The organism is Streptomyces sp. (assembly GCF_031181705.1).
Taxonomy (GTDB): Bacteria; Actinomycetota; Actinomycetes; order Streptomycetales; family Streptomycetaceae; genus Streptomyces.
This window is the reverse complement of the sequence record NZ_JAPSKN010000062.1, coordinates 1-26,393: the sequence shown is the minus strand read 5'-3', so window position 1 is coordinate 26,393 and position 26,393 is coordinate 1. Positions and strand designations below refer to the sequence as shown.

Annotated in this window: 25 protein-coding genes; 8 read left to right on the top strand and 17 right to left on the bottom strand. The window is 72.0% G+C overall.

The window, feature by feature from the left end:
- The 7 genes from RIN80_RS14440 to RIN80_RS14410 all read right to left on the bottom strand — a co-directional run.
- A partial coding sequence (locus RIN80_RS14440) for a type II secretion system F family protein (protein ID WP_375141695.1) occupies positions 1–509 on the bottom strand: 509 nt, incomplete at its 3' end.
- Positions 510–518: 9 nt separating this feature from the next.
- Positions 519–1,856, bottom strand: coding sequence for a CpaF family protein (locus RIN80_RS14435; protein WP_309095981.1), 1,338 nt, complete (start codon positions 1,854–1,856; stop codon positions 519–521).
- Between the two features lie 25 nt (positions 1,857–1,881).
- Positions 1,882–2,238, bottom strand: coding sequence for a TadE/TadG family type IV pilus assembly protein (locus RIN80_RS14430; RefSeq protein ID WP_309095980.1), 357 nt, complete (start codon positions 2,236–2,238; stop codon positions 1,882–1,884).
- Position 2,239: 1 nt separating this feature from the next.
- Entirely contained in the window at positions 2,240–2,623 is a 384-nt protein-coding gene (locus RIN80_RS14425; protein ID WP_309095979.1) for a pilus assembly protein, read from the bottom strand.
- Between the two features lies 1 nt (position 2,624).
- Complete coding sequence (locus tag RIN80_RS14420) at positions 2,625–3,875, bottom strand: AAA family ATPase (RefSeq protein WP_309095978.1); 1,251 nt, start codon at positions 3,873–3,875, stop codon at positions 2,625–2,627.
- Between the two features lie 6 nt (positions 3,876–3,881).
- Positions 3,882–4,589, bottom strand: a complete 708-nt coding sequence (gene cpaB / locus RIN80_RS14415) for a Flp pilus assembly protein CpaB (RefSeq protein ID WP_309095977.1) — start codon at positions 4,587–4,589, stop codon at positions 3,882–3,884.
- A 70-nt stretch (positions 4,590–4,659) separates the two neighbouring features.
- A complete protein-coding gene (locus RIN80_RS14410; RefSeq protein WP_375141694.1) occupies positions 4,660–5,526 on the bottom strand; it encodes a hypothetical protein in 867 nt (288 codons plus the stop codon).
- Between the two features lie 350 nt (positions 5,527–5,876).
- On the opposite strand from RIN80_RS14410, the gene RIN80_RS14405 reads away from it, so the two are divergent.
- The 5 genes from RIN80_RS14405 to RIN80_RS14385 are packed head-to-tail and all read left to right on the top strand — an operon-like array spanning position 5,877 to position 10,560.
- Entirely contained in the window at positions 5,877–7,436 is a 1,560-nt protein-coding gene (locus RIN80_RS14405; protein WP_309095976.1) for a hypothetical protein, read from the top strand.
- Between the two features lie 20 nt (positions 7,437–7,456).
- Positions 7,457–8,017, top strand: coding sequence for a hypothetical protein (locus tag RIN80_RS14400; RefSeq protein ID WP_309095975.1), 561 nt, complete (start codon positions 7,457–7,459; stop codon positions 8,015–8,017).
- Between the two features lie 2 nt (positions 8,018–8,019).
- On the top strand, positions 8,020–8,451 hold the full coding sequence (locus RIN80_RS14395) for a DUF3592 domain-containing protein (RefSeq protein ID WP_309095974.1): 432 nt from the start codon (positions 8,020–8,022) through the stop codon (positions 8,449–8,451).
- Entirely contained in the window at positions 8,451–8,840 is a 390-nt protein-coding gene (locus RIN80_RS14390) for a hypothetical protein (RefSeq protein WP_309095973.1), read from the top strand. Before RIN80_RS14395 ends, RIN80_RS14390 begins: the two co-directional genes overlap by 1 nt.
- Before the next feature lie 31 nt (positions 8,841–8,871).
- Entirely contained in the window at positions 8,872–10,560 is a 1,689-nt protein-coding gene (locus tag RIN80_RS14385) for a glycoside hydrolase family 18 protein (protein WP_309095972.1), read from the top strand.
- 24 nt (positions 10,561–10,584) lie between these two features.
- Here RIN80_RS14385 and RIN80_RS14380 read toward each other — a convergent pair whose 3' ends face one another.
- The 4 genes from RIN80_RS14380 to RIN80_RS14365 all read right to left on the bottom strand — a co-directional run bounded on the left by RIN80_RS14380 (position 10,585) and on the right by RIN80_RS14365 (position 16,044).
- Complete coding sequence (locus tag RIN80_RS14380; protein ID WP_309095971.1) at positions 10,585–11,898, bottom strand: Nramp family divalent metal transporter; 1,314 nt, start codon at positions 11,896–11,898, stop codon at positions 10,585–10,587.
- A 151-nt stretch (positions 11,899–12,049) separates the two neighbouring features.
- On the bottom strand, positions 12,050–12,532 hold the full coding sequence (locus RIN80_RS14375; protein WP_309095970.1) for an ATP-binding protein: 483 nt from the start codon (positions 12,530–12,532) through the stop codon (positions 12,050–12,052).
- A gap of 80 nt (positions 12,533–12,612) precedes the next feature.
- On the bottom strand, positions 12,613–13,515 hold the full coding sequence (locus RIN80_RS14370) for an MEDS domain-containing protein (protein ID WP_309095969.1): 903 nt from the start codon (positions 13,513–13,515) through the stop codon (positions 12,613–12,615).
- 39 nt (positions 13,516–13,554) lie between these two features.
- Positions 13,555–16,044 (bottom strand): LuxR C-terminal-related transcriptional regulator, encoded by a 2,490-nt coding sequence (locus RIN80_RS14365; protein ID WP_309095968.1) that lies wholly within the window; start codon positions 16,042–16,044, stop codon positions 13,555–13,557.
- Positions 16,045–16,316: 272 nt separating this feature from the next.
- Here RIN80_RS14365 and RIN80_RS14360 point away from each other — a divergent pair, with 272 nt between their 5' ends.
- Positions 16,317–17,663, top strand: coding sequence for a M14 family metallopeptidase (locus RIN80_RS14360; RefSeq protein ID WP_309095967.1), 1,347 nt, complete (start codon positions 16,317–16,319; stop codon positions 17,661–17,663).
- Here the strand turns inward: RIN80_RS14360 and RIN80_RS14355 are convergent.
- The 5 genes from RIN80_RS14355 to RIN80_RS14335 all read right to left on the bottom strand — a co-directional run bounded on the left by RIN80_RS14355 (position 17,660) and on the right by RIN80_RS14335 (position 22,071).
- The gene (locus RIN80_RS14355; protein ID WP_309095966.1) at positions 17,660–18,217 is read right to left on the bottom strand and encodes a hypothetical protein; all 558 of its coding nucleotides are present in this window, start codon (positions 18,215–18,217) and stop codon (positions 17,660–17,662) included. The genes RIN80_RS14360 and RIN80_RS14355 overlap by 4 nt on opposite strands.
- Positions 18,218–18,282: 65 nt before the next feature.
- The gene (locus RIN80_RS14350; protein WP_309095965.1) at positions 18,283–19,761 is read right to left on the bottom strand and encodes a gluconate:H+ symporter; all 1,479 of its coding nucleotides are present in this window, start codon (positions 19,759–19,761) and stop codon (positions 18,283–18,285) included.
- A gap of 110 nt (positions 19,762–19,871) precedes the next feature.
- Complete coding sequence (locus tag RIN80_RS14345) at positions 19,872–20,282, bottom strand: RidA family protein (RefSeq protein ID WP_309095964.1); 411 nt, start codon at positions 20,280–20,282, stop codon at positions 19,872–19,874.
- Complete coding sequence (locus tag RIN80_RS14340) at positions 20,279–21,040, bottom strand: IclR family transcriptional regulator (protein WP_309095963.1); 762 nt, start codon at positions 21,038–21,040, stop codon at positions 20,279–20,281. Before RIN80_RS14340 ends, RIN80_RS14345 begins: the two co-directional genes overlap by 4 nt.
- Positions 21,037–22,071 carry a sugar kinase gene (locus RIN80_RS14335; protein WP_309095962.1) on the bottom strand — a complete coding sequence of 345 codons (1,035 nt, stop codon included), beginning with the start codon at positions 22,069–22,071 and terminating at the stop codon, positions 21,037–21,039. The genes RIN80_RS14340 and RIN80_RS14335 overlap by 4 nt, the downstream gene beginning before the upstream one ends.
- A 135-nt stretch (positions 22,072–22,206) precedes the next feature.
- Between RIN80_RS14335 and RIN80_RS14330 the strand changes: the two genes are divergently transcribed.
- Positions 22,207–23,484: an amino acid deaminase gene (locus tag RIN80_RS14330; RefSeq protein ID WP_309095961.1), complete on the top strand. Its 1,278-nt coding sequence runs from the start codon at positions 22,207–22,209 to the stop codon at positions 23,482–23,484.
- Positions 23,485–23,497: 13 nt separating this feature from the next.
- Positions 23,498–25,111 (top strand): D-aminoacylase, encoded by a 1,614-nt coding sequence (locus RIN80_RS14325; RefSeq protein ID WP_309095960.1) that lies wholly within the window; start codon positions 23,498–23,500, stop codon positions 25,109–25,111.
- A gap of 21 nt (positions 25,112–25,132) precedes the next feature.
- Here the strand turns inward: RIN80_RS14325 and RIN80_RS14320 are convergent, their stop codons facing one another.
- Positions 25,133–26,056, bottom strand: a complete 924-nt coding sequence (locus tag RIN80_RS14320) for a serine protease (protein ID WP_309095959.1) — start codon at positions 26,054–26,056, stop codon at positions 25,133–25,135.
- Positions 26,057–26,393: the final 337 nt, after the last annotated feature.

Here is a 26,393-nt window from a genome sequence, read left to right as displayed (position 1 = left end):
TCCTCCGCCGCCATACCGATAGCCGTCCGCAAAGCCAGCCCCGCCTGTGTCGCGTTCGCCAGGATCCGGGACATCTCCGGAAGCTGGTTGATGAACTTCTCGATCCGCTTCTGCCGCTGCCAGTTGAGGAACTGGATCGCCACCCACACGCCCAGCAGCCCCGCCAGCGGTCCGAAGAACGGTGCCAGGGCCGCCTGGCCGATCAGCCACAGGCCCGCCACCGTCGCCAGCATGTAGACGAAGAACTCACCCGGTGTGATGTCCAGGCCCGTCGCGGCCAGGCGGAGTTCCAGTTTCCTGCCGAGCTTGGTGCGCCGCAGGCGGCGGTCGATGCCGCGGAAGTGGCGGCGGCGGCCGGCGACCGGGATCTGGCCGGTCGAGGACAGGCGGTCGACCAGCGCCTGGCGCTGGGCCTTGCCCATGGCGTAGGAGTGCAGGCCGATGACCGCGAGGACGCAGGTCAGCAGGGTGATGCCGGTGGTGAGCGTGATGAGCTGGTGCAGTTCCATCGGTCGGTCCTACCTGGCTTCTCGGGTGGCTAGCTGGTCCGCGGTCCGGGCGATGCCGAAGGCCTGCGGGATGGGCTGGCTCGCCATGTAGAGGCGGTCGGCGGTGCGGCGCGGGAGGGGGTGGTACTCGAAGGCGCCGTAGATGCGGCCGTCGGCGGCCATCGGCTGTGCGTGGAAGCGGGCGACCGTGACCAGGCGGTACGGGTCGCTGCCGTGGCTGTCCATCAGCGCGATCTCGGTGATGCGGCGGGCGCCGTCCGCGAAGCGGGTCAGCTGCACGATGACGTCGACCGCGCTGTTGATCTGGTCGTGCAGGGCGACGAAGGGGATCTCCACGTCCGACATGGACGCGAGGGTCTGCAGCCGCATCAGCGCGTCCTCGGCGCTGTTGGCGTGGACGGTGGCCAGTGAGCCGTCGTGGCCGGTGGACATCGCCTGGAGCATGTCGAGGGACTCGCCGCCGCGCACCTCACCGACGACGATCCGGTCGGGGCGCATGCGCAGGGAGTTGCGGACCAGGTCGCGGATGGTGACCTGGCCCTTGCCCTCGACGTTCGGGGGACGCGACTCCAGGCGGATGACGTGCGGCTGCTGGAGCTGGAGTTCGGCGGAGTCCTCGATGGTGATGATGCGTTCGCCCTCCGGGATGAGGCCGGAGAGGGCGTTGAGCAGCGTCGTCTTGCCGGTGCCCGTCGCGCCCGAGACGATGATGTTGAACTTCGCCTGCACCAGGCCCGCCAGCAGGTACAGCATCGACTCGTCGAGCGAGCCGAGGCCGATCAGCTCCTGGAGCGTGAAGGAGCGCGGGAAGCGGCGGATGGTGAGGGTCGCGCCCGTCAGGGACAGCGGCGGGATGATGACGTTGACGCGTTCGCCGGAGGGCAGCCGGGCGTCGACCATCGGGTTCGACTCGTCGACGCGGCGGTTGACCGTGGAGACGATCCGCTCGATCGTCTGCATCAGCTGCTCGTTGGAGGCGAAGCGCAACGGCAGTTGCTCGACCCGGCCGCCGCGCTCCACGAAGATCGCGTCCGGGCCGTTGACCATGATCTCGGTGATGGACGCGTCCTCCAGCAGCGGCTCCAGGATGCCCAGGCCCAGGGCCTCGTCGACCACCCTGCGGATCAGCTGCGAGCGCTCCACGGTCGACAGGACCGGGCCCTCGCGGCTGATGATGTGCCCGAGCACCCGCTCCAGCCTCGCCCTGCGCTCGGCGGCGGCCAGCGAACTCATCTCCGCGAGGTCGATCTCCTCCAGGAGCTTGGCCCGGTAGGAGGCGACCATGTGGCCGTCCTCACCCCGGTTGCCGTTCTCCTCGGGGGTGTTGATGCGTGCTCGCAGGCTCATGAGTGCGGTGCTCCTCGCTCGTTGCTCAGTGGTCGCGCGGCATCGTGGCGGTCTTGACGGCGGGGTCGAAGTCCCAGCCCGGAACGACGGAGGGGATCTGCACGGTGGCCGTGACCGTCACCTCGTCCCCGCCGATCGACGCCGGGCAACTGGTGCCGTCCGCCAGCCAGCTGCTCACCGCGGCCCGGCAGTCCGCCTCGTGCGGTCCGTTCAGCGACGCGCTGCGCGCCCCGGCCCGGGCCGCCGTGCCCGCCTGCTGGGCGGTGTAGGCGATCAGCCCGAGCTGTACGGCCGCCAGGGCGACGAGCAGCAGGATCGGCAGGAAGCCGATGTACTCGATGGCGACCTGGCCGCGGTCCCGGCCTTCGCGGATTCGAGCCATGTCAGTCCGTCTCCTCCTCGACCGCGCCCGCGTGGCCCTTGACGGCGTACGGGAAGGACAGCGTGCCCGGGAAGAGGATCGGGACCTCCAGGCGCACGTCGGCCGTCACATAGCCCGAGCCGCCGCAGGTCACCGTGGCGCCGGAGCGCCACGCCTCCGACAGGTGCCGCAGTCCCGCCTCCTGGCACGCGCCCTGCCGTGCGCCCGCCCCCACCGCCGTTCCCGCCCGCACCGCCTCGTCCGCCGCGTTGCCCGCGAGGACGAAGGTGTAGCCGACGAGGACGACCTGCCACAGCGCGATCAGCGTGACGAGGATCGTCGGCGTCATGCCGAGGAACTCGATGGTCACCTGGCCCTGATCACGGTTCCGACGTTCCAGCACCATGTCACCCCTCCCTTCTCCGCCGAAGGCTCACCGACCCCCGGTCGCCGCCCCGGAACCGGCCCGGTTTCCCGGTGCCCTCGGGGGCCTTGACCAGGCCCAGTTCGGCCGCCAGGCCCCACAGGGCCTGCTTCACCGCGCTCTTGTTCTCCAGTTCGTGGATGCGGCCGGCGTCCACCACGCTCTGCAGTTCCTTGAAGTTGGCGGGGACGGCGGTGGCCGCGACGGCCGTGCCGGTGATCTTCTGGATCAGGGGCGGCTGGATCTCCGTGGCGCGCGAGTGCCGGTTGACCACGACGGTCGTCTCCTCGGCCTTGCGGATCTGCAGCCGGTCCCACATCCGCACCGCCCGTTTGGCGCCCCGTACGGCCACCACGTCCGGCGTGGTGACCAGCAGGGCCCGGTCCGCCATCTCCACGGCCGCCGCGCCGGCGCCGCCGATCTGGGCGCCGCAGTCGATGACGACGACCTCGTAGCGGGAGCGCAGGGCGCTGACGATCTGGCGGGCGGCGCGGTCGGTGACGTCCTCGCCGCGTTCCCCCTCGGCCGGCGCGAGCAGCAGGGCGACGCCGGTGTCGTGGCGGAAGACCGCGTCGGCCAGGACGCGCGGGGAGATGTCGGTGATCGCGGCCAGGTCGACGACGGAGCGGCGGAACTGCACGTCCAGGTAGGAGGCGACGTCACCGGTCTGCAGGTCCAGGTCGACCAGGGCGGTGCTGCGGCCGGACGCCTGGGCGGCCAGGGCCAGCTGGATCGCGGTGAGGGTGGCCCCGACGCCGCCCTTGGCGCCGCTGACCGTGACGACGGTGCCGCCGACGCCGGTGAAGACGTCACCGCCGGAGCCGAGGTGCCGGCGGACACCGGTGGACCACTGGGCGACGGCCTGGACGCGGCTGGCGAGTTCCTCGTAGCTGAGGGGCAGGGCGACCAGGCCGCGGGCGCCGTAGTCCATGGCGGCCTGGAAGAGGCCGGGGCTCGCGTCGGAGGTGACGAGGATGACGCCGACGGCCGGGAAGCGCAGGGCGACCTCACGGATCAGCTCCAGCGCGGGGACGGGGCCGATCCGCTCGTGGACGATCACGACCTCGGGCAGCTCGTCGACCGATTCGGCGGCCAGGCGGGCGAGGGTGTCGATGAGCTGCGTGGAGTCGACCACCGGGGAGACCGGTTCGGCGTCCGGGAGCTGGCTGAGCAGCGTCGTGACGGACCGGACCGCGTCCGCGTCACCGACCGCCGGGAGGATCCTCGTGGGCATGCGCTCTCACTTGTCCTTCGCGAGTTCGTACGTCCGCTCCCGCTCGGGGACGGTGGTGTCGCTGCCGGGCGCGACCAGGGCGAGCCGGACCCGCTTGGCGAACGACTCGGCGTAGGTGACGCGCTGGGCGTCCAGGGCGGACAGCGCGAAGGTGATCGGGACGGCGTCGGTGGGCTGCTGGGTGCGGTTGCTCTCGTCGGGGTTGAGGGCGGTGAGTTCGCCGACGTCGAGGACCTTGGCGTTGGTGACGATGATCTTCGACTGGTCGGGGTCGCCCTCGCGCGCGCCCTCGAAGGTGGCGTAGACGTTGACCGCGGCGCCGGGGGTGATCTTGCCGGCCACGCCGGTCGCCGCGTCGATCATGATGGCGACCTCCTGCTGGCCGGGCTGGAGGGCCGGCTGGCGGACGATCATGTCCGACTGGAGCAGGGAGCCCGCCTTCAGGGTGGTGACGGCGATCCTGCCCTGGATCTCGCGCAGGTCGGTGACCGCGTTGTCCGACAGCCACCGTTCGGGCATCTTGATCTTCTCGAACTGGCCCGTGCTGAGGGTGGTGTAGGGCGGCACGTCGGACTTGAGCCGGTAGGCGGTGACCTCGGGACCGACCTTGGACTCCACGTCGCTGATGACGGACAGCACGCCGGCGAAGGCGCCGAGGGCGCAGACGACCGACAGGAGCAGGAGAATCACGCCGCGGCGCTGACGGGAATTCATGAACCGTACAACCTCGTTGGGGATATCGGTCGAGCGGGACGGGAGCGGTGCCGGAGGGCGGTGCGCGGGCTCACCCGGCGGCCGTCCGGTTCTCTGGCTGCTTCGGGGGCGCGGTGTCGTGGACGGGCGGCGTGGCGGAGCAGAAGACGCAGCGGTCGCCGATGACGTCGATGCCGCACCAGTGGCAGCGGCTGCGCCGTACGGAGGTGACCAGTTGGTAGAGGACGGACAGGTCGGGCAGGTAGCTGCAGAACTCGATCAACTTGCCGGTGCCCCACCAGGGCGGCGACTCGGCCGGCAACTGCGTCTCGCGCAGGCCCTGCACGTTCCAGGCCGGGGCGAGGGTGGCGCTGACCCAGTCGGACTGGAGCTGTCCCTTGGCGACCAGCATCCAGGTGCCGAACTCCGGCCCGGGCAGCAGGGCTTCGGGGGTGATCTTCACGAGCTTCGGCTCGGGGTGGGCGAGGACCCCGAACTGGCTGCCGGGCACCCAGGACTTGGCGTGCGACTTCAGGCCGACGGGGACGTGGTCGAGGCGGGCGACGGAGTTGAGCAGCGCTCCGGCGTGGATGTAGTGGACGAGCAGCCGGCCGGCCGAGGCGAGCACGCCGGGGCTGATGTCGCAGGAGGCGAGCTGGCGCAACTGGCGGGCCAGCACGGCCAGTCCGAGGGGCGGCAGGTCCGGACGGAACAGGGCGACGCGGTCGGTCTCCATCAGCGAGCGCAGGGTGTGCAGGCGGCGTCGCAGGGCGGTGGGCGCGGCCGGTGAGCAGACCACGATCACGTGCCCGTGCTGTTCGACCAGGGCCTGGAGGTCGGCGAGCGCCTGTTCCAGGGGGCGCTCGGCGAGGTCCCTGAGCACGACGGCGGGCAGGGTGCGTTCGTCCTGTGGCGGCAGCGCCATGTCGGCACTGGTCACGGCAATGGCAGTTGGCACGCGCAGCTCCCCGTTTTCCCCATGCCCGTCGGAACGCCGGGTGTCACTCCGGCGCACCGTGTCGACTTCACTGCGTGACTACCTCAGCACTGTATCCACGGCTCTGTGACCGGAGAACAGCGTTTGTGTAGCTGGTGAGCAACTGCCGTTGCACAAGACGCTTCAAAACGGGGCACGTTGAGCATCTTGCCGGTCACGGGAAGGGCTCGGGCGGGCTTGGGCGGTGGGCCCAGCGGGCCCAGAGTTGACGGTGGGCCTTCCTTTGGGCCCTGAGGCCCACGCCCCGGGCGCCGGCGCGTATCTACGCTCGCCGTCCACGCAGAGGTGGTTCGGGCAAGGAGGGGTGCCGTATGGCTGGCGGGGGCGGCATACGGGCGTACGGGCACAGACCGGTCTTCGACGACCGCGGCGCGACCGGGACCGAGTACCTCGGCATGGTGGTCGTCAGCGCCGCGATCGTCCTCGCCCTCTCGGCGACCGGGGTCGGGCAGCTGATCTACGACAGGCTCGCCGCACAGGTCTGCCGGGTCGCGGGCGGTGGCGACTGCGGGACGGGGACGCCCGGCCCGGGCAAGCCGCTCACCGACGCCGACTTCGAGCCGGCGCTGTGCCAGGTGTCCTCCGTCACCGACAAGGCGGGCTCCAAGGCGAAGATCTTCTTCTGGGAGATCGGCAAGGAGTACGGCTTCCAGGAGCAGCACCTGAAGGCGAAGACGGACGTCAACGGCGACGGCAAGGTCGACGACAGCGACCAGCTGGTCTACCTGACCTTCACCGACGCCTCCTCGGTCGCCGCGAAGAAGGACTTCAAGCCGGGCATGAAGGTCGGCAAGTTCGGCGCGGACAAGGTGGAGCTGGGGCTCGGCATCAAGGTCACCAACGGCGACACCTGGGTCTTCCAGAGCCCCGAGGAGGCCCAGCGCTTCCGGGACGACGTGGAGAAGCTCCAGATGTACGAGATGCGCCGCACGATGCCGGGCGGCGCGGAGGCGAGCGTCGGCGACAGCATCCTCTACCTCTTCGGCACGGGCCCCCTCAAGGACGAGGAGGACACCCAGAACCGGATCAAGGAGCACCTCGGCGACAACCGGAAGATCACCTACGGCAAGGTCGGCCTGGAGGCCTCGGCGTCGGCGGGCCTGAAGATCTCCGCGGGCGACGAGAAGAAGCTGAGCGCGGCGCTCGGCGGCACCTTCAAGTACGCCCCGGAGGTCACCTGGACCGACAACGCCTACAAGAACACCAAGTCGTACACGTACTCCTCGTCCATCGAGTACGGCTCCAAGGTGGGTTACGAGGCGGGCCCGCTCAGCGGCGAGTACGCGGCGAACACCGTCCAGACGGGCACCATCACGGTCACCTATGACAAGAAGACCGGCAAGCTGGTCCGCGTCGACATGACCCGCACGGTGGAGAAGGGCGGCCAGAAGGACGGCGCCAAGGCGGGCGGCGACAACGGCAAGCAGGACGGTGACAAGCGGGGCGGGAACGCCGGGGTGAAGGGCACCGACTCGCAGACCGGCATCGAGATCGTCACCAACTCCCTCACCTTCGACCCGGGTCCGGCCGGCGACCGGGACCGGGCGGTCGCCGAGCAGTGGCTGGACAGCAGCAACGAGCAGCTCGCCACGCCCTTCCAGTACATGTTCTCCGACCACGCGCCGACGTCCCGCCCGGGCGCCGACGACCCCTTCGGGCAGCTGATGTTCGACCAGGGCAGGTCGAGCCGGATGACGTACACGGGCGACGTGAACGCGGCCGAGTACGGCTTCGAGTTGAATCTCGGGCTCAGTCTGGGCATGACGATCAGCACGGAGAAGAAGTCGGAGACCCTGACCGGCGCCGAGTTCCTGGGCGCGCCCCGCGGGGACGGTCGCTCCTATCTTCCCTACAGCTACTGTGCGAACTGACGAAACGGGAGCCCGAACCGATGAACACCCGCCGTGCCTGCCTGGCCGCCGCCCTGCTGACGACCGCCGTGGCCCTGACCGGTTGCGGGAGCTCCGGCTCCGGCGCGGCCTCGGTGCCCGACGGCTGGGGGACGCTGAGGACCAAGGGCGTGGACGTGTCGTACCCGAAGGGGTACGAGGAGCAGAGCGCCGCCGAGCGCGGCCGGCACAACGCCGCGGCCGCGGTGCGCACCGAGGGCGGCCGGAAGGTCTCCGTCATCACCGTGCAGCTCGGCTTCACCGAGGCGAACTCGGCCGGGCAGGCCGCGATCGCGGCCGAGGCCGGCATCCAGCTGGGCGCGAAGGTCGAGGGCCAGAGGGACGTGGAGCTGGCCGGCACCGACGAGGCGAAGCGGATCGACTTCTCCTTCGAGGCGACCGGCGAGGACGGCGGCCCGGCCAAGGGCACCCCGGTGAAGGGAGTGATCCTGACGGGCCTCGACTCGTCGGACACGACGTTCGCGATCCGCATCGACGCCCAGCGGGGCACCCTCCCGGACGGGGACCTGGACCGGATCATCGACTCGGTCGAGGTGCACTAGCCGTGGAGGTGCCGGGCGCCGGATACGTCGTCCTCGCCCTGCTGGTGGCGTTGTTCGGGGCGCTGGCGTGGCGGTACGCGAGACGGCTGGTGACTCTCGCGCGGGTGCTGCGGCGCGGGGTACGGACCGGGGGCGAGTGCGTCCGGGTGGAGACCGAGCCCTACGGCCGCTCCGACGCCCGGCGGCACTTCTTCGCCTTCCGTACGGCCGACGGCACGCGGGTCGAGTTCGAGGACCTGGCCGGCTCGTCGACGGCGAAGGGCACGCCGGTCACCGTCACCTACGACCCGCGCGACCCGAAGGGCACGGCGACGGTGGCGGGCCGGGGCAGCTGGTCCCCGGTGCTCCAGTCGCTGGCCCTGGTGGCGGGCTGCGGCATGGCCGCGCTGGGCTTCGCCGTTGTGCTGTACTTCGAGATCTCCGGGGAGAAGTGATGACGCTCGTCCGCTCCTGGGCCGTCGGCATCGTGGTGCTCGTCGTCTGCGAGTACGTCCAGATGACGCTGGTGTACGGGCCGCTGGTCGGCCCGGAGGGCGTCGGCTCGTTCGGTGCCGCGCTCGCGCTGGTGCACCTGCCGAACCTGGTGTGCGTGGTGCTCGCGACCTGGGCGGCGGCCCGGGTGCACCCCGAACCGTGGCGGGAGATGCCGGTGCGTCACCTGGCGGCGGCCTGCGCGGTGCCGGCGGCGGCGCAGGTGCTGCTGCTGACGCTGCGGCCGGACGTGCTGGATCTGGCGGGCCCGGCGTTCTGGATGTCGACGGGAGTGCTGCTGGCGGGGTGCGCCGCGGGGCTGTTGCTGGACCGGTTGGTCTGGACCTCTTGACAGCGGCTTTGGTCTGGACCACCTTCTTGTCATGTCCAGACACAGACGATCCCTGCGGCTGTGGTCGGGCGCCCTCACGGCTGCCCTGGCCCTCTCTGTCACGACCGTCGGCCAGGCTTCCGCCGCCGACGTCAACAACGTCCGCAACGCCGGTTTCGAGTCGGGCCTGAGCGACTGGACCTGTTCGGCGGGCAGCGGCACGGCGGTCTCCTCCCCGGTGCGCAGCGGCTCGTCCGCCCTGCAGGCGACCCCCGCCGGTCAGGACAACGCCCGGTGCAGCCAGACCGTGCGGGTGAAGCCCAACTCCACGTACAGCCTCGGCGCCTGGGTGCGCGGCGGCTACGCCTACCTCGGCGTGACGGGCACGGGCACGACGGACGTGTCCACCTGGACCCCGGACTCGTCGTCCTGGAAGCAGCTGTCGACGAGCTTCACCACGGGCGCGTCGACGACTTCGGTGACGGTGTACACGCACGGCTGGTACGGGCAGGCCGCGTACTACGCCGACGACGTGTCGGTGTTCGGGCCCGACGGGGGCGGTGGCACCGACCCGGGCCCCACCGTCCCGGGCACGCCGAGCGGCCTGCGCGTCTCCGGCACGACGTCCTCGTCGGTGTCGCTCGCCTGGAACACCGTCTCCGGCGCCACGGGTTACACCGTCTACCGCGACGGCACCAAGGTCACGGCGGTCTCCGGCACCTCGGCCACGGTGACCGGCCTCGCGGCCTCGACGTCGTACTCCTTCCAGGTCACGGCGACCAACGCGGCCGGTGAGTCGCCCAAGTCGGCGGCGGTCACCGGGACCACGAACAACACCACCGGCCCCGGCCCCGCCCTGCCCAAGCACGCGGTGACCGGCTACTGGCAGAACTTCAACAACGGCGCGGCGGTCCAGCGGATCTCGGACGTGCCCGCCCACTACGACATCATCGCGGTGTCCTTCGCGGACGCCACGAGCACACCCGGCGCGGTGTCGTTCACCCTGGACTCGGCCGGTCTGAACGGCTACACCGTCGACCAGTTCAAGGCCGACGTGAAGGCCAAGCAGGCGGCCGGCAAGAAGGTCATCATCTCGGTCGGCGGCGAGCGCGGCACGGTCAGCGTGAACGACGCCGCCTCGGCGACGAACTTCGCCAACAGCGTCTGGTCCGTGATGCAGGAGTACGGCTTCGACGGCGTCGACATCGACCTGGAGAACGGCCTCAACGCGACGTACATGACGCAGGCGCTGCGCGCCCTGTCCGCGAAGGCGGGCCCGTCGCTGATCATCACGATGGCGCCGCAGACCATCGACATGCAGTCGACGTCGAACTCCTACTTCCAGACGGCGCTGAACATCAAGGACATCCTCACCGTCGTCAACATGCAGTACTACAACAGCGGTTCCATGCTCGGCTGCGACGGCAAGGTCTACAGCCAGGGCACGGTCGACTTCCTGACGGCCCTGGCCTGCATCCAGCTGGAGAACGGCCTCGCCCCGTCCCAGGTCGGGCTCGGCGTGCCCGCCTCCACCCGGGCGGCGGGCGGCGGCTACGTGTCGCCGACCGTGGTCAACAACGCCCTGGACTGCCTGACGAAGGCCACCAACTGCGGCAGCTTCAAGCCGCCGCGGACCTACCCGGCCCTGCGGGGTGCGATGACCTGGTCGACCAACTGGGACGCCACCTCCGGCAACGCGTGGTCCAACGTCGTCGGACCGCACGTCGACGCACTGCCGTAACCGGCGTCCCGTCCCCTCGGCCCGCTAGAAGAACTCCCCCCACGGCTGGTCCCAGATCTGCTTGACGCACAGGACCAGGAACAGCAGCCCCGCGACGGCGAGCATCACGTTGCTCACCGGGCCGTTGCGCCACTCGCGGGGCGTGCGGGGGGAGTTCAGGAGCCAGATCAGGGTGCCGGCGAGGAAGGGCAGGAAGGCCGCGCCGAGCACACCGTAGACGATGATCAGGCGGAAGGGCTGGCCCTCGAAGAGCAGGAGCATGGGCGGGAAGGTCAGCCACAGCAGGTAGGCGCGGAAGGGCCAGGAGCGTTCGCGCTCGCCCGAGGCGACCTCCTCGCCCTTGGCCTGGCCGCGGCCCGACAGCCGGGCCACGAAGTCGGCGAACATCAGGCTCACGCCGTGCCACACCCCGATCAGCGAGGTGAAGGACGTGGCGAAGAAGCCGATCAGGAAGAACTTCGCCGTCGCCGCGCCGTACTCCTCCTCCAGGATGTCGCCCAGCTGGATCAGGCCCTTGTCGCCGCTGGCGATGGCGACGTTCGCCGAGTGCAGCAGCTCGGCGCCGACGAACAGCATGGCGATCACGAAGATGCCGGTGGTGGCGTAGGCGACCCGGTTGTCCAGGCGCATGACCTTCATCCAGCCGGTGTCGGTCCAGCCCTTGGCGTTGACCCAGTAGCCGTACGCCGCGAGCGTGATCGTGCCGCCCACGCCGCCGATGAGGCCCAGCGTGTTGAGGATCGAGTCCTTCTCGTCCGGCAGCACCGGCAGGAGCCCGGCGAAGGCGTCCGGGAGGTTCGGCGTCACCCTGATCGCCAGGTACACCGTCACCACGAACATGACGCCCACCAGGACCGTCATGACCTTCTCGAAGACCGCGTACTTGTTGAACCAGACGAAGACCAGCCCGACCAGTCCGCAGGCGATGCCCCACCACTTCAGGTCCATCACGTCCGGGAAGAGGGCCTGCAGCGGCAGCGCGCTCGACGACATCGCCGCGGCGCCGTAGACGAAGCCCCAGACCACGACGTAGACCGCGAAGAACCAGGTCGTCCAGCGGCCGAGGCTCGCCCAGCCGTCGAACAGGGTGCGCCCGGTGGACAGGTGCCAGCGCCCCGCCGCCTCGGCCAGGGAGATCTTCACCAGACAGCCGATGATCGCGGCCCACAGCAGCGTGTACCCGAAGTTGCTGCCCGCGATGAGCGTGGCGACCAGGTCCCCGGCCCCCACCCCGGTCGCCGCGACGACGATGCCCGGCCCGATGTACTTCCAACTGGATTTGCGCATGGGAGGTTGCCGGTGAGCCTGGTCCGTGGTGTTTCCCGTGGTGTCCGCCATGCAGATCAAGAAACCGCAAGCAGCCCGGACGGACAAGAGGGCGCGAGAGCAACGATGCCAGGGCGCGGGGAACTGCGCGCCCGCCCGCAGACGGGAACGGCCCCCCGGCGGCTCCGGCGAACCCCGGGGACGGCCGAACCCAGCGGTGGCGTCACGGCTGTCGCCGACCGCAGCCGTCCGCCCCGCACGTGCCGAGCTCGAACCAGACGGTTTTGCCCGACCCTTCCCGGTGGCAGCCCCAGCGCTGGGCGAGCGCGTCCACCAGGAACATCCCGCGGCCGTTCTCCCCGGTGCCCGCCGCCAGCACCCGGGGCACCCGCCGCTCCCCGTCGGCGACCTCGCAGCGCAGCACGCCGTGCGCGGCGAAGAGCGTGAGCCGGAAGCCGCTGCGGGCGTGCAGCAGGGCGTTGGTGGCCAGTTCGCCGACCAGCAGTTCGGCCACGTCCGCCACCTCGCCGCGCTCGGCGATCCCCCAGCCCTCCAGCTGCCTGCGCACCTGCGCGCGTGCCTCGCGGACGGCGGAGGGCCGGGGCCCGTACTCGACGCTCAGGTGGCCGGCTCCCAGGGGTGGTTGCGGGAAGGGGCCGTAGGGGGCGTCGGGGTCCGGGAGGTGGCACCCGGAGAGTTGCTGCATGCCTCCAGGGTGATCCCCGGGGACCCTTTGGCGCAGGGGGAGGACTACCCGTTCCCCTACCTGCTTGTGCAGGTGGGGCGTTAGGCGTACTGCAGGCGGACCGTCGCGCCGTCGCTGTCGTCGCGGATGTCGACGTAGGCGCAGACCTGCCGCGCGTACCACAGGCCGGGGCCGGGTTCCGGGCCGTCGGGCGGCGGCGGGACGAAGCCGGCGAGCGGGTCGGCGACGGGGCGGGCCGAGCGCAGCTCGCAGACGCAGGCGGGCGCCTCGCCCCACAGCAGGGCGCTGCCGTCGAGGGGGGCCAGGGCAGCCGCGGCCCCGGCGACGGCGGTGGCGAACAGCTCGGCGTCCGCGGCGGGCAGTCCCCGGTGCTCCGCCCAGCTCCGCACGGCCACCGCGTGCGGCTCGGCGAGGGGCTCGGCGCCCTCGGGGGGCAGCGGCAGCGGTACCGCGTCGAGTTCGGCCACGAGCCGGAACGGGTCCTCGTACACCTCCGTGCCGGGGTGGGCGCGGCGGGCCGCGGCGACGACGGCGGGCCCGGCGGTGCGGGTGTCGTAGGCGCACAGGGCGGTGGTGGCCAGAGGGCCGAAGAGGGGGTTGGCGAGGGCCTCGTAGCGGATCCACTCGGTGGTCTCGCGGGTGGAGCGTCCGGCGCGGCCGCCCCACACGGGTTCCATCAGCAGGTGGATCCGGCCGCCCGGGCCGGCGTGGGCGGTGAGGTGGGCGGCGGCCCGGGCGACGGCGTTGGCGGCGGAGCCGGTGTACCACTCGGTGTGCGGCACGCAGGTGATCTGCTTGGCGTCGCCGCCGAGGGCGTCGCGCAGCAGGTCCAGGTGGTGCGGGGCGGCGATCGCCACGGGCGGGGGTTCGCCGGGGGCGGCGAGGCCCTCGCCGAGGAAGGGCAGGGCGGCGGCCACGAAGGCGTCGCCGGAGTCGAAGACGGCCATGCGGTGGTCGAACGGGGTGGCTTGTCCGGTGGTCATGTGATCCCCTCGGGTGGGTGCGGGACGGGGTGCGGGCGGTCAGCGCTGTGCCGTCACCCAGGCGGCGATCTGGCTGCGGTTGCTGAAGCCGAGCTTGCTGAGGATGCGTTCCACATGGCCTTCGGCGGTGCGTCGGGCGATGACCAGGCGGTCGGCGATCTGCTGGTTGGCCAGCCCCTCGGCGACGAGCCGGGCGACCTCGGTCTCGCGGCGGGTGAGACGGACCGCGGTGTCCTCGTGCGGTGGCGGGGCGGCGTACTCGGCGGTGGCCGGCTCCTGGAGCGCGTGGCCGACCAGCTCCGCGAGGGCCAGGGCGCCGCCGCGCCGGTGGGCCCGCTCGAACGCCTCGCGGCCGAGGGCCCGGCCGGCCCGCTCCTCGCAGTCCCGGCGTGCGGAGGTGAGGGTGCGGGCGCCCCAGCGGCCCGCGTCGATGTCGGCCCAGACGCGGTCGGCGCCGCCCAGCAGCACGGCCGCGTGCTCGTGGGCGCCGCGCTCGACGGCGATCAGGGCGAGCAGGTCGAGGGTGAGGGCGATGCCGATGACGTCGTGGACGGCGAATTTGAGCCGGAGCGCCTCGCGGGCGTGCCGCTCAGCCCGGGCCCGGTCGCCGCGCACGGTGTGCGCGAGGGCGAGCATGCGCAGCACGTACGACCGCACCCACTGCTCGCCGTGCCGCTCGCACAGCCCGAGGGCCCGCTCGCACACCTCGACGGCCCGCTCGGTCTCGCCCAGGAAGCTCAGCGCGCAGGCGAGTTCGACCTGGTCGAGGCCGACGAGGCTGAGGTGCTGGCCGGGCACGGGCCCGCGGGCGACGGTGGCCTCGAAGTGCCTCAGCGCGTCGGGCAGGTCGTCGCCGAACAGCCGGAGGACGCCGATGACGTACTCGGCGTGGGCGGCCTCGGCGCTGTCGCCCAGGGCGCGGGCGAGGGCGAGGGCGTCCGTGGCGTACCGGCTGCCCCGGGGGAGGTCCTGGGTGGCGGCGACCAGCAGCCCGGCGACCCACAGGCCGCGGGCCCGCTCCCTGGTCGGCTCCGGGTTGGCGGCCAGGGCCCGGTCGAGCCAGTACAGGCCCTCGCGGGGGGCGCCGCAGGCGTGCCAGTGGAACCAGAGGGTGCCGGCCAGGTGCAGTCCGGCGCGTGCCTCGCCGGGGGTGGTGAGGCTGAAGTCGAGGGCGGCGCGCAGGTTGTCGCGGTCGGCGCGCAGGCGGGCCACGATCTCCGGCTGTCCGGGCCCGAACCAGTCGCGTTCGCACGCCTCGGCCCGTCCGAGCATCCAGTCCCGCAGGCGCCGCCGGGCGGCGGTCTCCTCCCCGGCGGTCCGCCGCAGTTGCTCCAGCCCGTACTGGCGCAGGGTGTCGAGCAGCCGGTAGCGCACGCCGTCGGGGCCGGGCTCCCGGCACAGCACGGACTTGTCCACGAGTCCGGCGACGGCTTCCAGTACGTCGTCGGTGCGCAGGGAGACGGGCGTGGGCGCGGGCAGGGTCACGGTCGCGGTGAGCGCTTCGGCGGGCCGGAGGCCGGGACCGTCCGTGAGGTGGGCGGGTCCGGTGCCCCGGACCCGCTGCCGCACGGCGGGGGCGGCGAGGTGCCCGCCGCCGGCCGGCCACGCGGGGGCGTCCCGCGGGGGGTCGTCGGCGCACACCGCCTCCGCCGTCTCCAGGTCGAAGCTGCCCGCCAGCACCGACAGCCGGGCCCAGACCAGCTGTTCGGGGCCGGTGCACAGGTCGTGGCTCCAGGCGACCGCCGCGCGCAGGGTCTGGTGGCGGGGCAGGGCCGCGGGGCTGCCGGTGGTGAGGAAGCGGTAGCGGTCGTCGAGCCGGTCCAGGAGCTGGTCGGCGTCGAGGACGCGCATGCGGACGGCGGCCAGTTCGATGGCGAGGGGGAGGCCGTCCAGGCGCCGGCACAGGCGGGCGACGGACGCCAGGTTGGCGGGGGTGAGGCGGAAGCCGGGGGCCACGGCGGCCGCGCGGTCGGCGAAGAGGGTGAGGGCCGGATAGCCCTCGGCGGCGGACAGGTCCCCGTCCGGGTCGGGCACCGGCAGGGGGCGCACCTCCAGCAGGTGCTCCTCGGTGAGGCCGAGCCGGTGCCGGCTGGTGGCGAGGATCCGGACGCCCTCGGTGCCGTGCAGCAGGGCGGCGGCGAGCCGGGCGCACGCGGCGGCGAGGTGCTCGCAGTTGTCGACGACGAGCAGCAGCCGCCGGTCGCGGACCTGCTCGACGAGGGCGTCGAGCGGCGGCTGGGCGGAGTGGTCGTACAGGCCCAGCGCGTCGGCGGCGGCCAGCGGGACGAGCGCCGGGTCGTGCAGCCCGGACAGGTGGACGAAGCGCACCCCGTCCGGGAAGGCCCGCCGGACCCGGGCCGCGATGCGCGCGGCGAGCCGGGTCTTGCCGACGCCGCCCGGCCCGGTCAGCGTCACCAGCCGTGCGCGGGCCAGCAGCTCGCGTCCTTCGGTCAGTTCGCCACGCCGGTCGACGAAGCTGGTCGTCTCGACCGGCAGCCGGTGGTCCCGTCGTGGCGCTGATCCGCCCATGATCAGCCAGTCCTCTGGGGGTGTGGTCCGGGGATCCGGACACTCCAGCTCCCCTTACGCGGACCCCCACCCTCTCCCGTTCCGCACATATATGCACGTGCGGGTCATACCCGTGGGTGGAGTTCGGCCGCTTGCTCTCGACCGGCGCGCCGCACGCGTACACTGTGCGGCCGCTTTCCGTCTTGACCTGCTCATGCCATTGGCAGAACGATGTGCGCCACCCGCACCACGTACGTCGCACGGAACAACCCCACCTCCCACAAGGAGACTTCATGCGACTTCGCACACGAGGCTCCGGTGCCGGCAGACGCACCGCCGCCCTCGCCGCCGTCCTGGCACTCGCCCTCGCCGCCCCCCTGTCGGCGACGGCACCGGACGCCACCGCCGACGGCGCCGCCAAGGCCGCACCCGCGGCCGACGACATCCGGCAGTACGAGATCCACCTGCACTCGACGGCCGCGGACCGCACCGCACTTCAGCGCGCGGGCGTGACCGTCGACGAGGTGCACGGCCACGGGGTCGTCGTCTCCGGCCGCGCGGACCAGATCAAGCGGCTGCGCGCCCGGGGCTACGAGGTCACCCCGCTCGGCGCCGTGCCCGACCGGTCCGCCGGCGAGGACGACGTCCGGCTGTTCGACTTCCCGTCGGGCGACTCGAAGTACCACAACTACGCGGAGATGACGAGCGAGATCAACACGATCGTCTCGGCCAACCCGTCGATCGCGAGCCAGCGCGTGATCGGCACGTCCTACCAGGGCCGGAACATCGTCGCCATCAAGATCAGCGACAACGTGGCGACGGACGAGTCCGAGCCCGAGGTGCTGTTCACCCACCACCAGCACGCGCGTGAGCACCTCACCGTCGAGATGGCGCTCTACCTGCTGCGCGAGCTGACCTCCGACTACGGATCCGACTCACGGGTCACCTCCATGGTGAACAACCGCGAGATCTGGATCGTGCCGGACATCAACCCGGACGGCGGCGAGTACGACATCGCCACCGGCTCCTACCGGTCCTGGCGCAAGAACCGGCAGCCCAACTCAGGTTCCTCGTACGTCGGTACGGACCTGAACCGCAACTGGAACCACCGCTGGGGCTGCTGCGGCGGCTCCTCGGGGTCGACGTCCTCCGAGACCTACCGGGGCCCGGCGGCGGAGTCGGCGCCGGAGGTGAAGGTCGTCGCCGACTTCGTGCGCAGCCGGGTCGTCGGCGGCAGGCAGCAGATCCGGGCCGGGGTCGACTTCCACACGTACAGCGAGCTGGTGCTGTGGCCGTTCGGCTACACGTACTCCGACACCACGACCGGGATGACCGCGGACGACAACGCGGCGTTCAAGGCGGTCGGGCAGAAGATGGCCGCGAGCAACGGGTACACGGCGCAGCAGTCGAGCGACCTGTACATCACGGACGGGTCGATCGACGACTACCTCTGGGGCGTGCACAAGATCTTCGGCTACACGTTCGAGATGTACCCCCGGTCCGGCGGGGGCGGGTTCTACCCGCCCGACGAGGTGATCGAGCGGGAGACCTCCCGTAACCGGGACGCGGTACTGCAGTTGCTGGAGAACGCGGACTGCATGTACCGGTCGATCGGCAAGGAAGCGCAGTACTGCGGCTAGTCCGCGTCCTTCTCTGCGCTTTCCGCCGCCTCGTCCTGTGCGCCGTCCTGGACGCCGTCGTCGAAGTAGGCGTCCAGGACCGCGTCCAACTGCTCGTCCCACTCGGCGAACCGGCTCCTGGCCGGCGCCTCGATCTCGATCGGGTACCAGCGCCGGTCGGGGGTGTGGACGGTGACGGTGTACCGCTTGCCGAAGCGGGCCGTCTCCGTCTCCACCGCGCCGATCTCGTCCCAGCGGAACTCGCACTCCTGGTCGTCCAGGCAGAGCCGGACGCCTCTGTGGTCGGCGACGATCCGCGCGCGGCGGTCGGACGCCTCGAAGACGGGACCGTCGGCCGCGGCGTCCTCCTCCGGCTCCACCGGCTCGGCGGAGGACGCCGTGTCCGTCTCCTCCACCTCGGCGGCGGTCTCCTCGGCCTCGGCGGCCTCGGGCTCCTCCGCGGGCTCTCCGTCCTTCGCCCGTGGGGACGCGGGTGACGTGAGCCCGGGGATGAAGGCCGGGTCGAACCCGGCGCCTTCCAGGGGCTGGCTGCTCGAACCTATGCGCTGCTCCACAGCGCAGCAGTATGGTCGACAAACCTGTGCCGCACACAGTCGGGCCCGACTTCGTTATCAGACTCCTACACGAACAGGCTCAGCACGGCCGCGACCACGAACCCGGCCACCGACAGCACGCTCTCCAGCACCGTCCATGTCTTGAGCGTGTCCCGCTCGCTGATGCCGAAGTACTTGGCGACCATCCAGAAGCCCCCGTCGTTGACGTGCGAGGCGAAGATGGAGCCGGCCGAGATGGCCATGATGACCAGGGCGACGAAGGCCTGGGAGTGGTCGCCCTCGGAGAGCAGGGGCGCCACGATGCCGGCCGTGGTGACGATCGCGACCGTCGCCGAGCCCTGGGCGACCCGCAGCACCACGGAGATCAGGTAGGACAGGACGATCACCGGCAGACCGACGTCGTTGAACGTGTCCGACAGGGCCTGGGCGACGCCGCTGGCCTTGAGGACGGCGCCGAAGATGCCGCCCGCGCCGACCACCAGCAGGATGTTGCCGACCGGCTTGAGGGACGCGGTCGACACCGTCTCCAGGGACTTGCGGGACCAGCCGCGGCGGATGCCCAGCAGGTAGTACGCGAGGAACAGGGCGATCGTCAGCGCCACGAACGGGTTGCCGAAGAACTCGATCACCGAGCGGAGCGTGGAGGGGTCCAGGGCGATCGAGGAGAAGGTCGCGGCGAGGATGAGGACCAGCGGGGTGCCGATGATGCCGAGGACCGTGCCGAGGGAGACCGGCTGCTCGCTGGGCGCCACCCCGGCGGCCCGCTGCTCGTCGACGACGGCCTGCTTGGCCTCCTCGGCCGCCTCGACCATGTCCTGCGGCACCGCGACGAAGATGCGGCGGCCGATCCACGCCGCGTACGCCCACGCGGCCACCACGGCGGGCAGACCGCAGACGACGCCCATGAGGATGACCCACCCGAGGTCGACGTGGAGCAGACCGGCGGCGGCCACCGGGCCGGGGTGCGGCGGCAGGAAGGCGTGGGTGACGGACAGGCCCGCGAGCAGCGGCAGGCAGTAGAGCAGGATCGACTTGCCGGAGCGCTTGGCGGCGGCGTAGACGATGGGCGCCAGGACGAAGATGCCGACGTCGAAGAAGACCGGGATGCCGAAGATCAGGCCGGTCAGTCCCATGGCGAGGGGGGCGCGCTTCTCGCCGAACAGGCCGAGCAGACGCCTCGCCAGCACCTCGGCGCCGCCGCTGACTTCGAGGATCGCGCCGAGCATGGTGCCCAGGCCGATGATGATCGCGACATGGCCGAGGATGCCGCCCATGCCGGACTCGATGGTGGAGACGGCGTCCGACCTCTGGACCGTGCCGAAGAGTTCGGTGACCGACAGGCCGGCCGCGAGGCCGACGGCTATGGAGACCGCGAGCAGGGCGACGAACGGCTGCAGTCGCACCTTGATGATGAGCAGGAGCAGCAGCGCGATGCCGAGCGCGGCGGTGAGCAGGAGTCCGGCGGTGCCGTCGACGAGGAGGAGCAGTCCTCCCGTGTGGGGCGGTGTCTCGGCGGGGGCGGACGCGGCGAGCGGATGGGACATTCGGGGGTCCTCTGCGTAAGTGCATGCAGCTTCTGGGTAGGGGGGAGCGCGACGCGGCGCATCGGGGCGCCGCGCCTCTCGGACGTGCGGGAGTGGGAGGCGGGGGTGGGTCAGCCGAGGACGGCGAGCGCGTCGATCTCGATGAGGAGGCCCGCGGGGAGACCGACGTAGACGGTCGTGCGCGCGGCGGGCGGCTGGGTCAGGCCCTGCTCCTCGAAGTACGCGTTGTAGATCTCGTTCATCTCGGCGAAGTGGTCGACGTCCGTGAGGTAGACGCGGATCATCATCACGTCGTCCCAGGAGGCGCCGCCCTCTTCGAGGATGGCCTTGACGTTGGCCAGGGTCTGCAGCGTCTGCTCGCGCAGGGTGGGCCCGGCGGGCGTGGGCGGCTTGCCCTCCTCGGCGGGCAGGAAGCCGACCTGGCCGGCGACCTGGAGGATGTTGCCCTTCCTCACCCCGTGGGAGAACTTGGCCGGCGGGGTGGTGTGGGTCTTCGGGGTGAGTGCGGTCTTGTCGGTCATGTGGTGCCCTTCACTGGTGTTCTGCCGGAGTACTCGCCGCTGATGGCGTCCGCCGTACGGCGCACCAGCGGCAGGAGGGTGAGGAGTTCGTCGGCGGTGACGACGACGTTCGGCGCGGAGACCGACATCGCGGCGACGACCCGGCCGTCGGCGCCGCGGATGGGCGCCGCGACACAGTTGATGGACTCCTCGTGGCCGCCGAGGTCGGTGGCCCAGCCCTGCTCGCGCACCTTCTCCAGCTCGCGCAGGAACGCGCTCGCGTGGGGGGTCGAACGGGCCGTGTAGGCGGGGTAGTCGAGCTTCTCGGCGACCGCCCGCCGCTCGTGCTCGGGCAGGTCGGCCAGGAGCAGCTTGGCGACCGCGGCGACGGTGATGGCGACGGGCTTGCCGATGCGGGAGTACATCCGCACCGGGTAGCGGCTCTCGACCTTGTCGATGTAGAGGACCTCGTTCTCCTCGTACACGGCCAGGTGCACGGTGTGCCCGCAGCTCTCGTTGAGGCGGACCAGGTGCGGGTGGGCGATCTCGCGGACGTCGAGGTTCTCCATCGCCTCCTGGGCGAGCGCGAAGAGCCGGGCGCCGAGGCGGTAGCGCTGGTCGGACTGGCGGTAGACCAGGCCGTGCTCGTGCAGGGTGCGCAGCAGGCGCAGGGCCGTGGACTTGTGGACGCCGAGGCGGTCGGCGACCTGCCCCAGGTCGGCGGGCCCCTCGGCGAGCAGCGGCAGGATGCTGAGTGCGCGGTCGACGGTCTGGCTCATGGCGTGGGTACCTCCTCGTCGGCCCGCTGGGGGTCCTCGGTCCAGCCGGGGCCGAGTCGCAGTCTCCCCCATGCCGCGTCGTCCAGGGCGGCCAGCCGGTCGGCGTGCTCGCGGGCGGGCGGGGTCGCGAGGTCGCCGGGCGCGGTGAGGGCGGCGGCGGCCATGAGGTGCCCGTGGCGCAGCCGGTCCCGGACGGGCAGCCCGCGCAGGGTGGCGGAGAGGAACCCGGCGGCGAAGGCGTCGCCCGCGCCGACGGCGGCGACGACCTCGACCCGCGGCGCGGGGACGAAGGTGACGTCCCGTCCCTCGAAGACGGTGGCTCCGGCGGCGCCCTGCTTGACGACCAGCACGTCGGGTTCGGGCAGGGCGGCGCGGACGGCGTCGGCGCTGTGCAGCCCCCAGGCCTCGTCCTGGCCCACGAACACGAGGTCCGCGCCCCGGGCGAGGTCGCGCAGCACCCCGGGGGCGTCCGGGTCGCGCCACAGGCCGGGCCGGTGGTTGACGTCGAAGGAGACCAGGGGGCGGCCGGGGCGGCGCCGGGTCAGCTCGCGCATCAGCTCCAGGCAGCTGCCGGACAGCGCGGCCGTGATCCCGGACAGGTGCAGCACGCGGCCGGCCCGCACCGCCGCCGGGTCGGGGTCCGTCACGCTCATCGCGGACGCCGCGGAGCCGGCCCGGTAGTACGCCACCTCGTGGGCGTCGGTGGCCCGGTCCCCGGCGGTGCGGAAGTAGATGCCCGTCGGGCGGTCGGGGTCGCGACGCACGTGCGTCACATCGACCCCGTACCCGCCGATCGCCTCCACCAGGTGGTCGCCGAAGGGATCGTCCCCGACCCTGCTGACCCACCGCGCGGAGTGCCCCGCCGCCGCCAGCACGCACGCCACGTTGGACTCGGCCCCGCCGATCCCCCGCTCGAACGACGGCACGTCCGCGAGGCGGCCCGGCCGGGAGGGCAGGAACGTGACCATGGACTCGCCGAGCGCGACGACGTCCACGACGTCGGGGGCGTTGCAGGGTCCGGTGGGGGTCACGATGCTCGTAGCTCCTCGGTGGCTTCGGTGGGTGGCGGTTTTCATTGACCGGCGGTGGCCGAGATGTTAGACAGCGTTGAGCGATATACGCAATGAAGGTTGCAAGCAATGCAACGCCGCTGATCAGGAGGCTCTATGACAGCCGACACCGCAGCCGAGCCCCTCGCCCGGCTCGCCGCAGAGCGCGTCGACCACCGCTTCAAGGGCCTCCCGCCGGACGCCGACGGACTGACGGTCGGCGCACTGGCCGCCCAGCGCCGCAACCTCTTCACCGGCGGCTTCGCCACCCCCGTGCTCGCGCTGTCCGCCGAGCGCCTGGAGCACAACCTGAGGCTCATGGAGACCTACGCGGCCCGGCACGGCCTGGCCTTCGCGCCGCACGGCAAGACCTCCATGGCCCCCCAGCTGTTCTGGCGCCAGATCGAGCACGGCGCGTGGGGCATCACGCTGGCGGTGCCGCACCAGGTGCGGGTGGCGCGCGCCTTCGGCGTCCGGCGCGTGTTCCTCGCGAACGAACTGGTCGACGCGGCGGCCCTCAGCTGGATCGCCGCCGAGCTCGACGCCGACCCGGACTTCCGGTTCGTCTGCTATGTCGACTCGGTGCGCGGCGTCGAGCTGATGGACGCGGCCCTGCGCGGCGCCGCCCGCCCGCTGGACGTGGTGGTCGAACTCGCCGCCGGGGAGGGCGCCCGGACGGGGGTCCGCACGGAGGCGGAGTGCGCGGCGGTCGCGGACGCCGTGGCCGCCACGCGGACGCTGCGGCTGGTCGGCGTCGCGGGCTACGAGGGCGAGGTGCCGGAGGCCGACACCGGGCGGGTGACGGCGTGGCTGCGGCGCCTGGTGGCGCTCGCCGCGGACTTCGACCACGCGGGCCGCTTCACCGGCGTGGACGAGATCGTCGTCAGCGCGGGCGGCAGCGCCTGGTTCGACGCGGTCGCCGACGTCTTCACGGAGATCCCCGAACTGTCCCGCCCCGTGCTGAAGTTGCTGCGCTCGGGCGCCTACGTCTCGCACGACGACGGCCACTACCGCAAGCTGACCCCGTTCAACCGGGTGCCCGAGGAGGGCGCCCTGGAGCCGGCGTTCCGCCTCTGGGCCCAGGTGGTGTCGCGCCCCTCCGCCGAGCAGGCCTTCCTCAACGCGGGCAAGCGGGACGCCGCCTACGACCTCGACCTGCCGTTCGCGCAGGTGATCCGCCGGGACGGCGCCGAGCGCCCCGCCACCGGCGTGACGGTGACGGCCCTGTCCGACCAGCACGCCTGGCTGAGCACCACGCCGGAGGCTGACCTGGAGGTCGGCGACTGGGTGGGCCTGGGGCTGTCCCACCCGTGCACCTCGTTCGACAAGTGGCAGCTGATCCCGGTCGCCGAGGCGGACGGCACGGTCGTCGACTACGTCCGCACGTTCTTCTAGGAGGCGAGAAGCGATGGAAGAGCTCGTCATCCGGGACGCCGACGTCGTCGACGGCTCCGGCGCGCCCTCGTACCGGGCCGACGTCGTGGTCGACGGCGGCCGGATCACCTCGATCGTCAAGGAGGCCGCGGCGGCCGGCTGCCAGCGGCCGACGGCACGCCGGGAGCTGGACGCCGAAGGGCTGGTGCTCTCCCCCGGCTTCGTCGACATGCACGCCCACAGCGACCTGGCCCTGCTGCGGGACCCCGATCACAGCGCCAAGGCCGCGCAGGGCGTGACGCTGGAGGTCATCGGCCAGGACGGCCTGTCGTACGCTCCGGTCGACGACCGCACGCTCGGTGAGGTGCGCCGCGCGATCGCCGGGTGGAACGGGCCCGGGGACGACATCGACTTCGACTGGCGCACGGTCGGCGAGTACCTGGACCGGCTGGACCGGGGGATCGCCGTCAACGCGGCCTACCTGATCCCGCAGGGCACGGTCCGGGCGCTCGCCGTCGGCTGGGAGGACCGCCCGGCCACCGCGCGGGAGCTGGACCGGATGCGGCAGCTGGTCTCCGAGGGCATGGAGCAGGGTGCCGTCGGCATGTCGTCGGGGCTGACGTACACGCCCGGCATGTACGCGCGGGACGCCGAACTGACGGAGCTGTGCCGGGTGGTGGCGTCCTACGGCGGCTACTACTGCCCGCACCACCGCTCCTACGGCGCCGGTGCCCTGGAGGCCTACCGGGAGATGATCGAGCTGACCCGCGAGGCGGGCTGCTCCCTCCATCTCGCGCACGCCACGATGAACTTCGGCGTGAACAAGGGCCGGGCGCCCGAGCTGCTGGCCCTGCTGGACGAGGCCCTCGCGGCCGGGGCGGACATCAGTCTCGACACCTACCCCTACACCCCGGGCTGCACCACCCTCGCGGCCGTCCTGCCGAGCTGGGCGAGCGAGGGCGGCCCGGAGCAGACCCTGGGCCGGCTGGCGGACGACGGCACGGCGGAGCGCATCCGGCACCACCTGGAGGTCATCGGCTCGGACGGCTGCCACGGCGTGCCCGTCGAGTGGGAGACCATCGAGATCTCCGGCGTGAACGACCCGGCCCTCGCGGACTACGTCGGCCGGACGATCGCGGAGTCGGCGGCGCTGCGGGGCGAGGATCCGTGGGTGACCGCGCGCGGCCTGCTGCTGGCCGACCGGCTGGCCCCGACGATCCTGCAGCACGTGGGCCACGAGGAGAACGTCCGGGAGATCATGCGCCACCGGGTGCACACCGGCGGCTCGGACGGCATCCTCCAGGGCGCCAAGCCGCACCCGCGCGCCTACGGCACCTTCCCGCACTACCTCGGCCACTACGTGCGGGAGTTGGGGGTGCTGTCGCTGGAGGAGTGCGTCGCGCACCTCACCTCCCGCCCGGCGGCACGGCTGCGCCTGCCCGACCGGGGCCTGGTCCGCGAGGGGTACGTGGCCGACCTGGTGCTGTTCGACCCGGCGACGGTGGCGGCGGGCTCCACCTTCGCCGAGCCCCGCACGCTCCCCACGGGCATCCCCTACGTCCTGGTCGACGGCCGGTTCGTGATCGAGGACGGTCGGCGCACGGACGTCCTGGCGGGCCGGGCGGTCCGCGGGACTCCTCCCGCGTGACCGCCCGGCCGGCGCCCTGCCCTACGGCTTGGGCAGGGTGCAGCCGCTCGCGTACAGGTCGAGCTTGTTGTCGATCCCGAAGCAGGCGGGGATCCGGTAGGTCTGCTGGGCGTAGTTGATGCCCTTGCGGACGGTCACGGTGCCGTTCGCGTCGACCTCGCACGGGTTGTTCACCGTGCAGCGCTCGCCGGACTCGTTGCCGGTGTTGTTGACGGCGACGACCTTGTTGGTGGCCTGGTCGACGACCGGCGAGCCGGAGGTGCCGCCGATGGTGTTGCAGGCGGAGGTGTAGCGGACCGAGTCCTTCCAGCTCCAGTCGCCCTCCTTGAGGGTGGGCACGAACCCGTCGATGGAGCAGCTGTAGATCCGCTTCCAGTAGCCCGAGGGGATCGAGATGGCGGTGCCGGCGACCGGGTGGCTGTCGCTCAGCGTCAGCGGGTTGATGTTGTACGCGCTCTTGATCTGCGCGTACGTGGTGGTGAGCTGGTACAGCGCGACGTCCGTGTCGGTCATCGTGCCGTAGGCGAGCTTGGCGGCGCGCAGGGTGGCGACGCGCGAGCCGGAGGCGTTCAGCAGGCTGAAGGTGCGGCTGGACGCCTTGTCGACGAGGACCTCGCCGGGCCCGGGGAAACCGGACTCCAGACAGTGGCCGTTGGTCATCACGAGCGCCGGGTCGTCGCTCGCGGAGTCGGGCATGCGCACGACCGAGCCGGAGCAGTTGCTGAGCGCGACGGTGCCGGCGAAGTTCACCGCCTTCACCGACGGGTTGAGCCCGGCCAGCGTCTGCTCCACGGACGCGACCACGCCCGACACGGCGGACGTGGCCGGGCCCGCGTCCGCGGCCTTGCCGACGCCCGTGGGGGCGGCGTCGGCGGCGGTCGCGGGAGCCGCGCCGGCCCCGGCTATCGCCAGGGCGAGGAACGCGGCGGCGAGAGGTTTTCTCATGGGGGGTCCCCTCTTGCGACGGAGGCGGCCGGAAAATCTCCGGCCGCCTGCACTATTGTCATGTGCATTGTGATCGCCACGAGGGGCCTCGCACAAGAACCCGTTCCACAACTGGAACCTCGACCTCCGACCCGACCTGCTCAACAGGCCGGAACGGCAGGTCACTTGGGGTGATCGGCACCCCTCCGGACTCCCCGGCCGGCGGACCGCACCGCCGGCCGGCCACACCGCCGCACGTCGGCGTGTGCGCTGCTGCACGCGGGCGGGCGCGCTGCCCGGACACCGGGACCGGACGCCCGCCGGAACGGCCCGAGGGCCGAGGTGAACGACCCCGGCC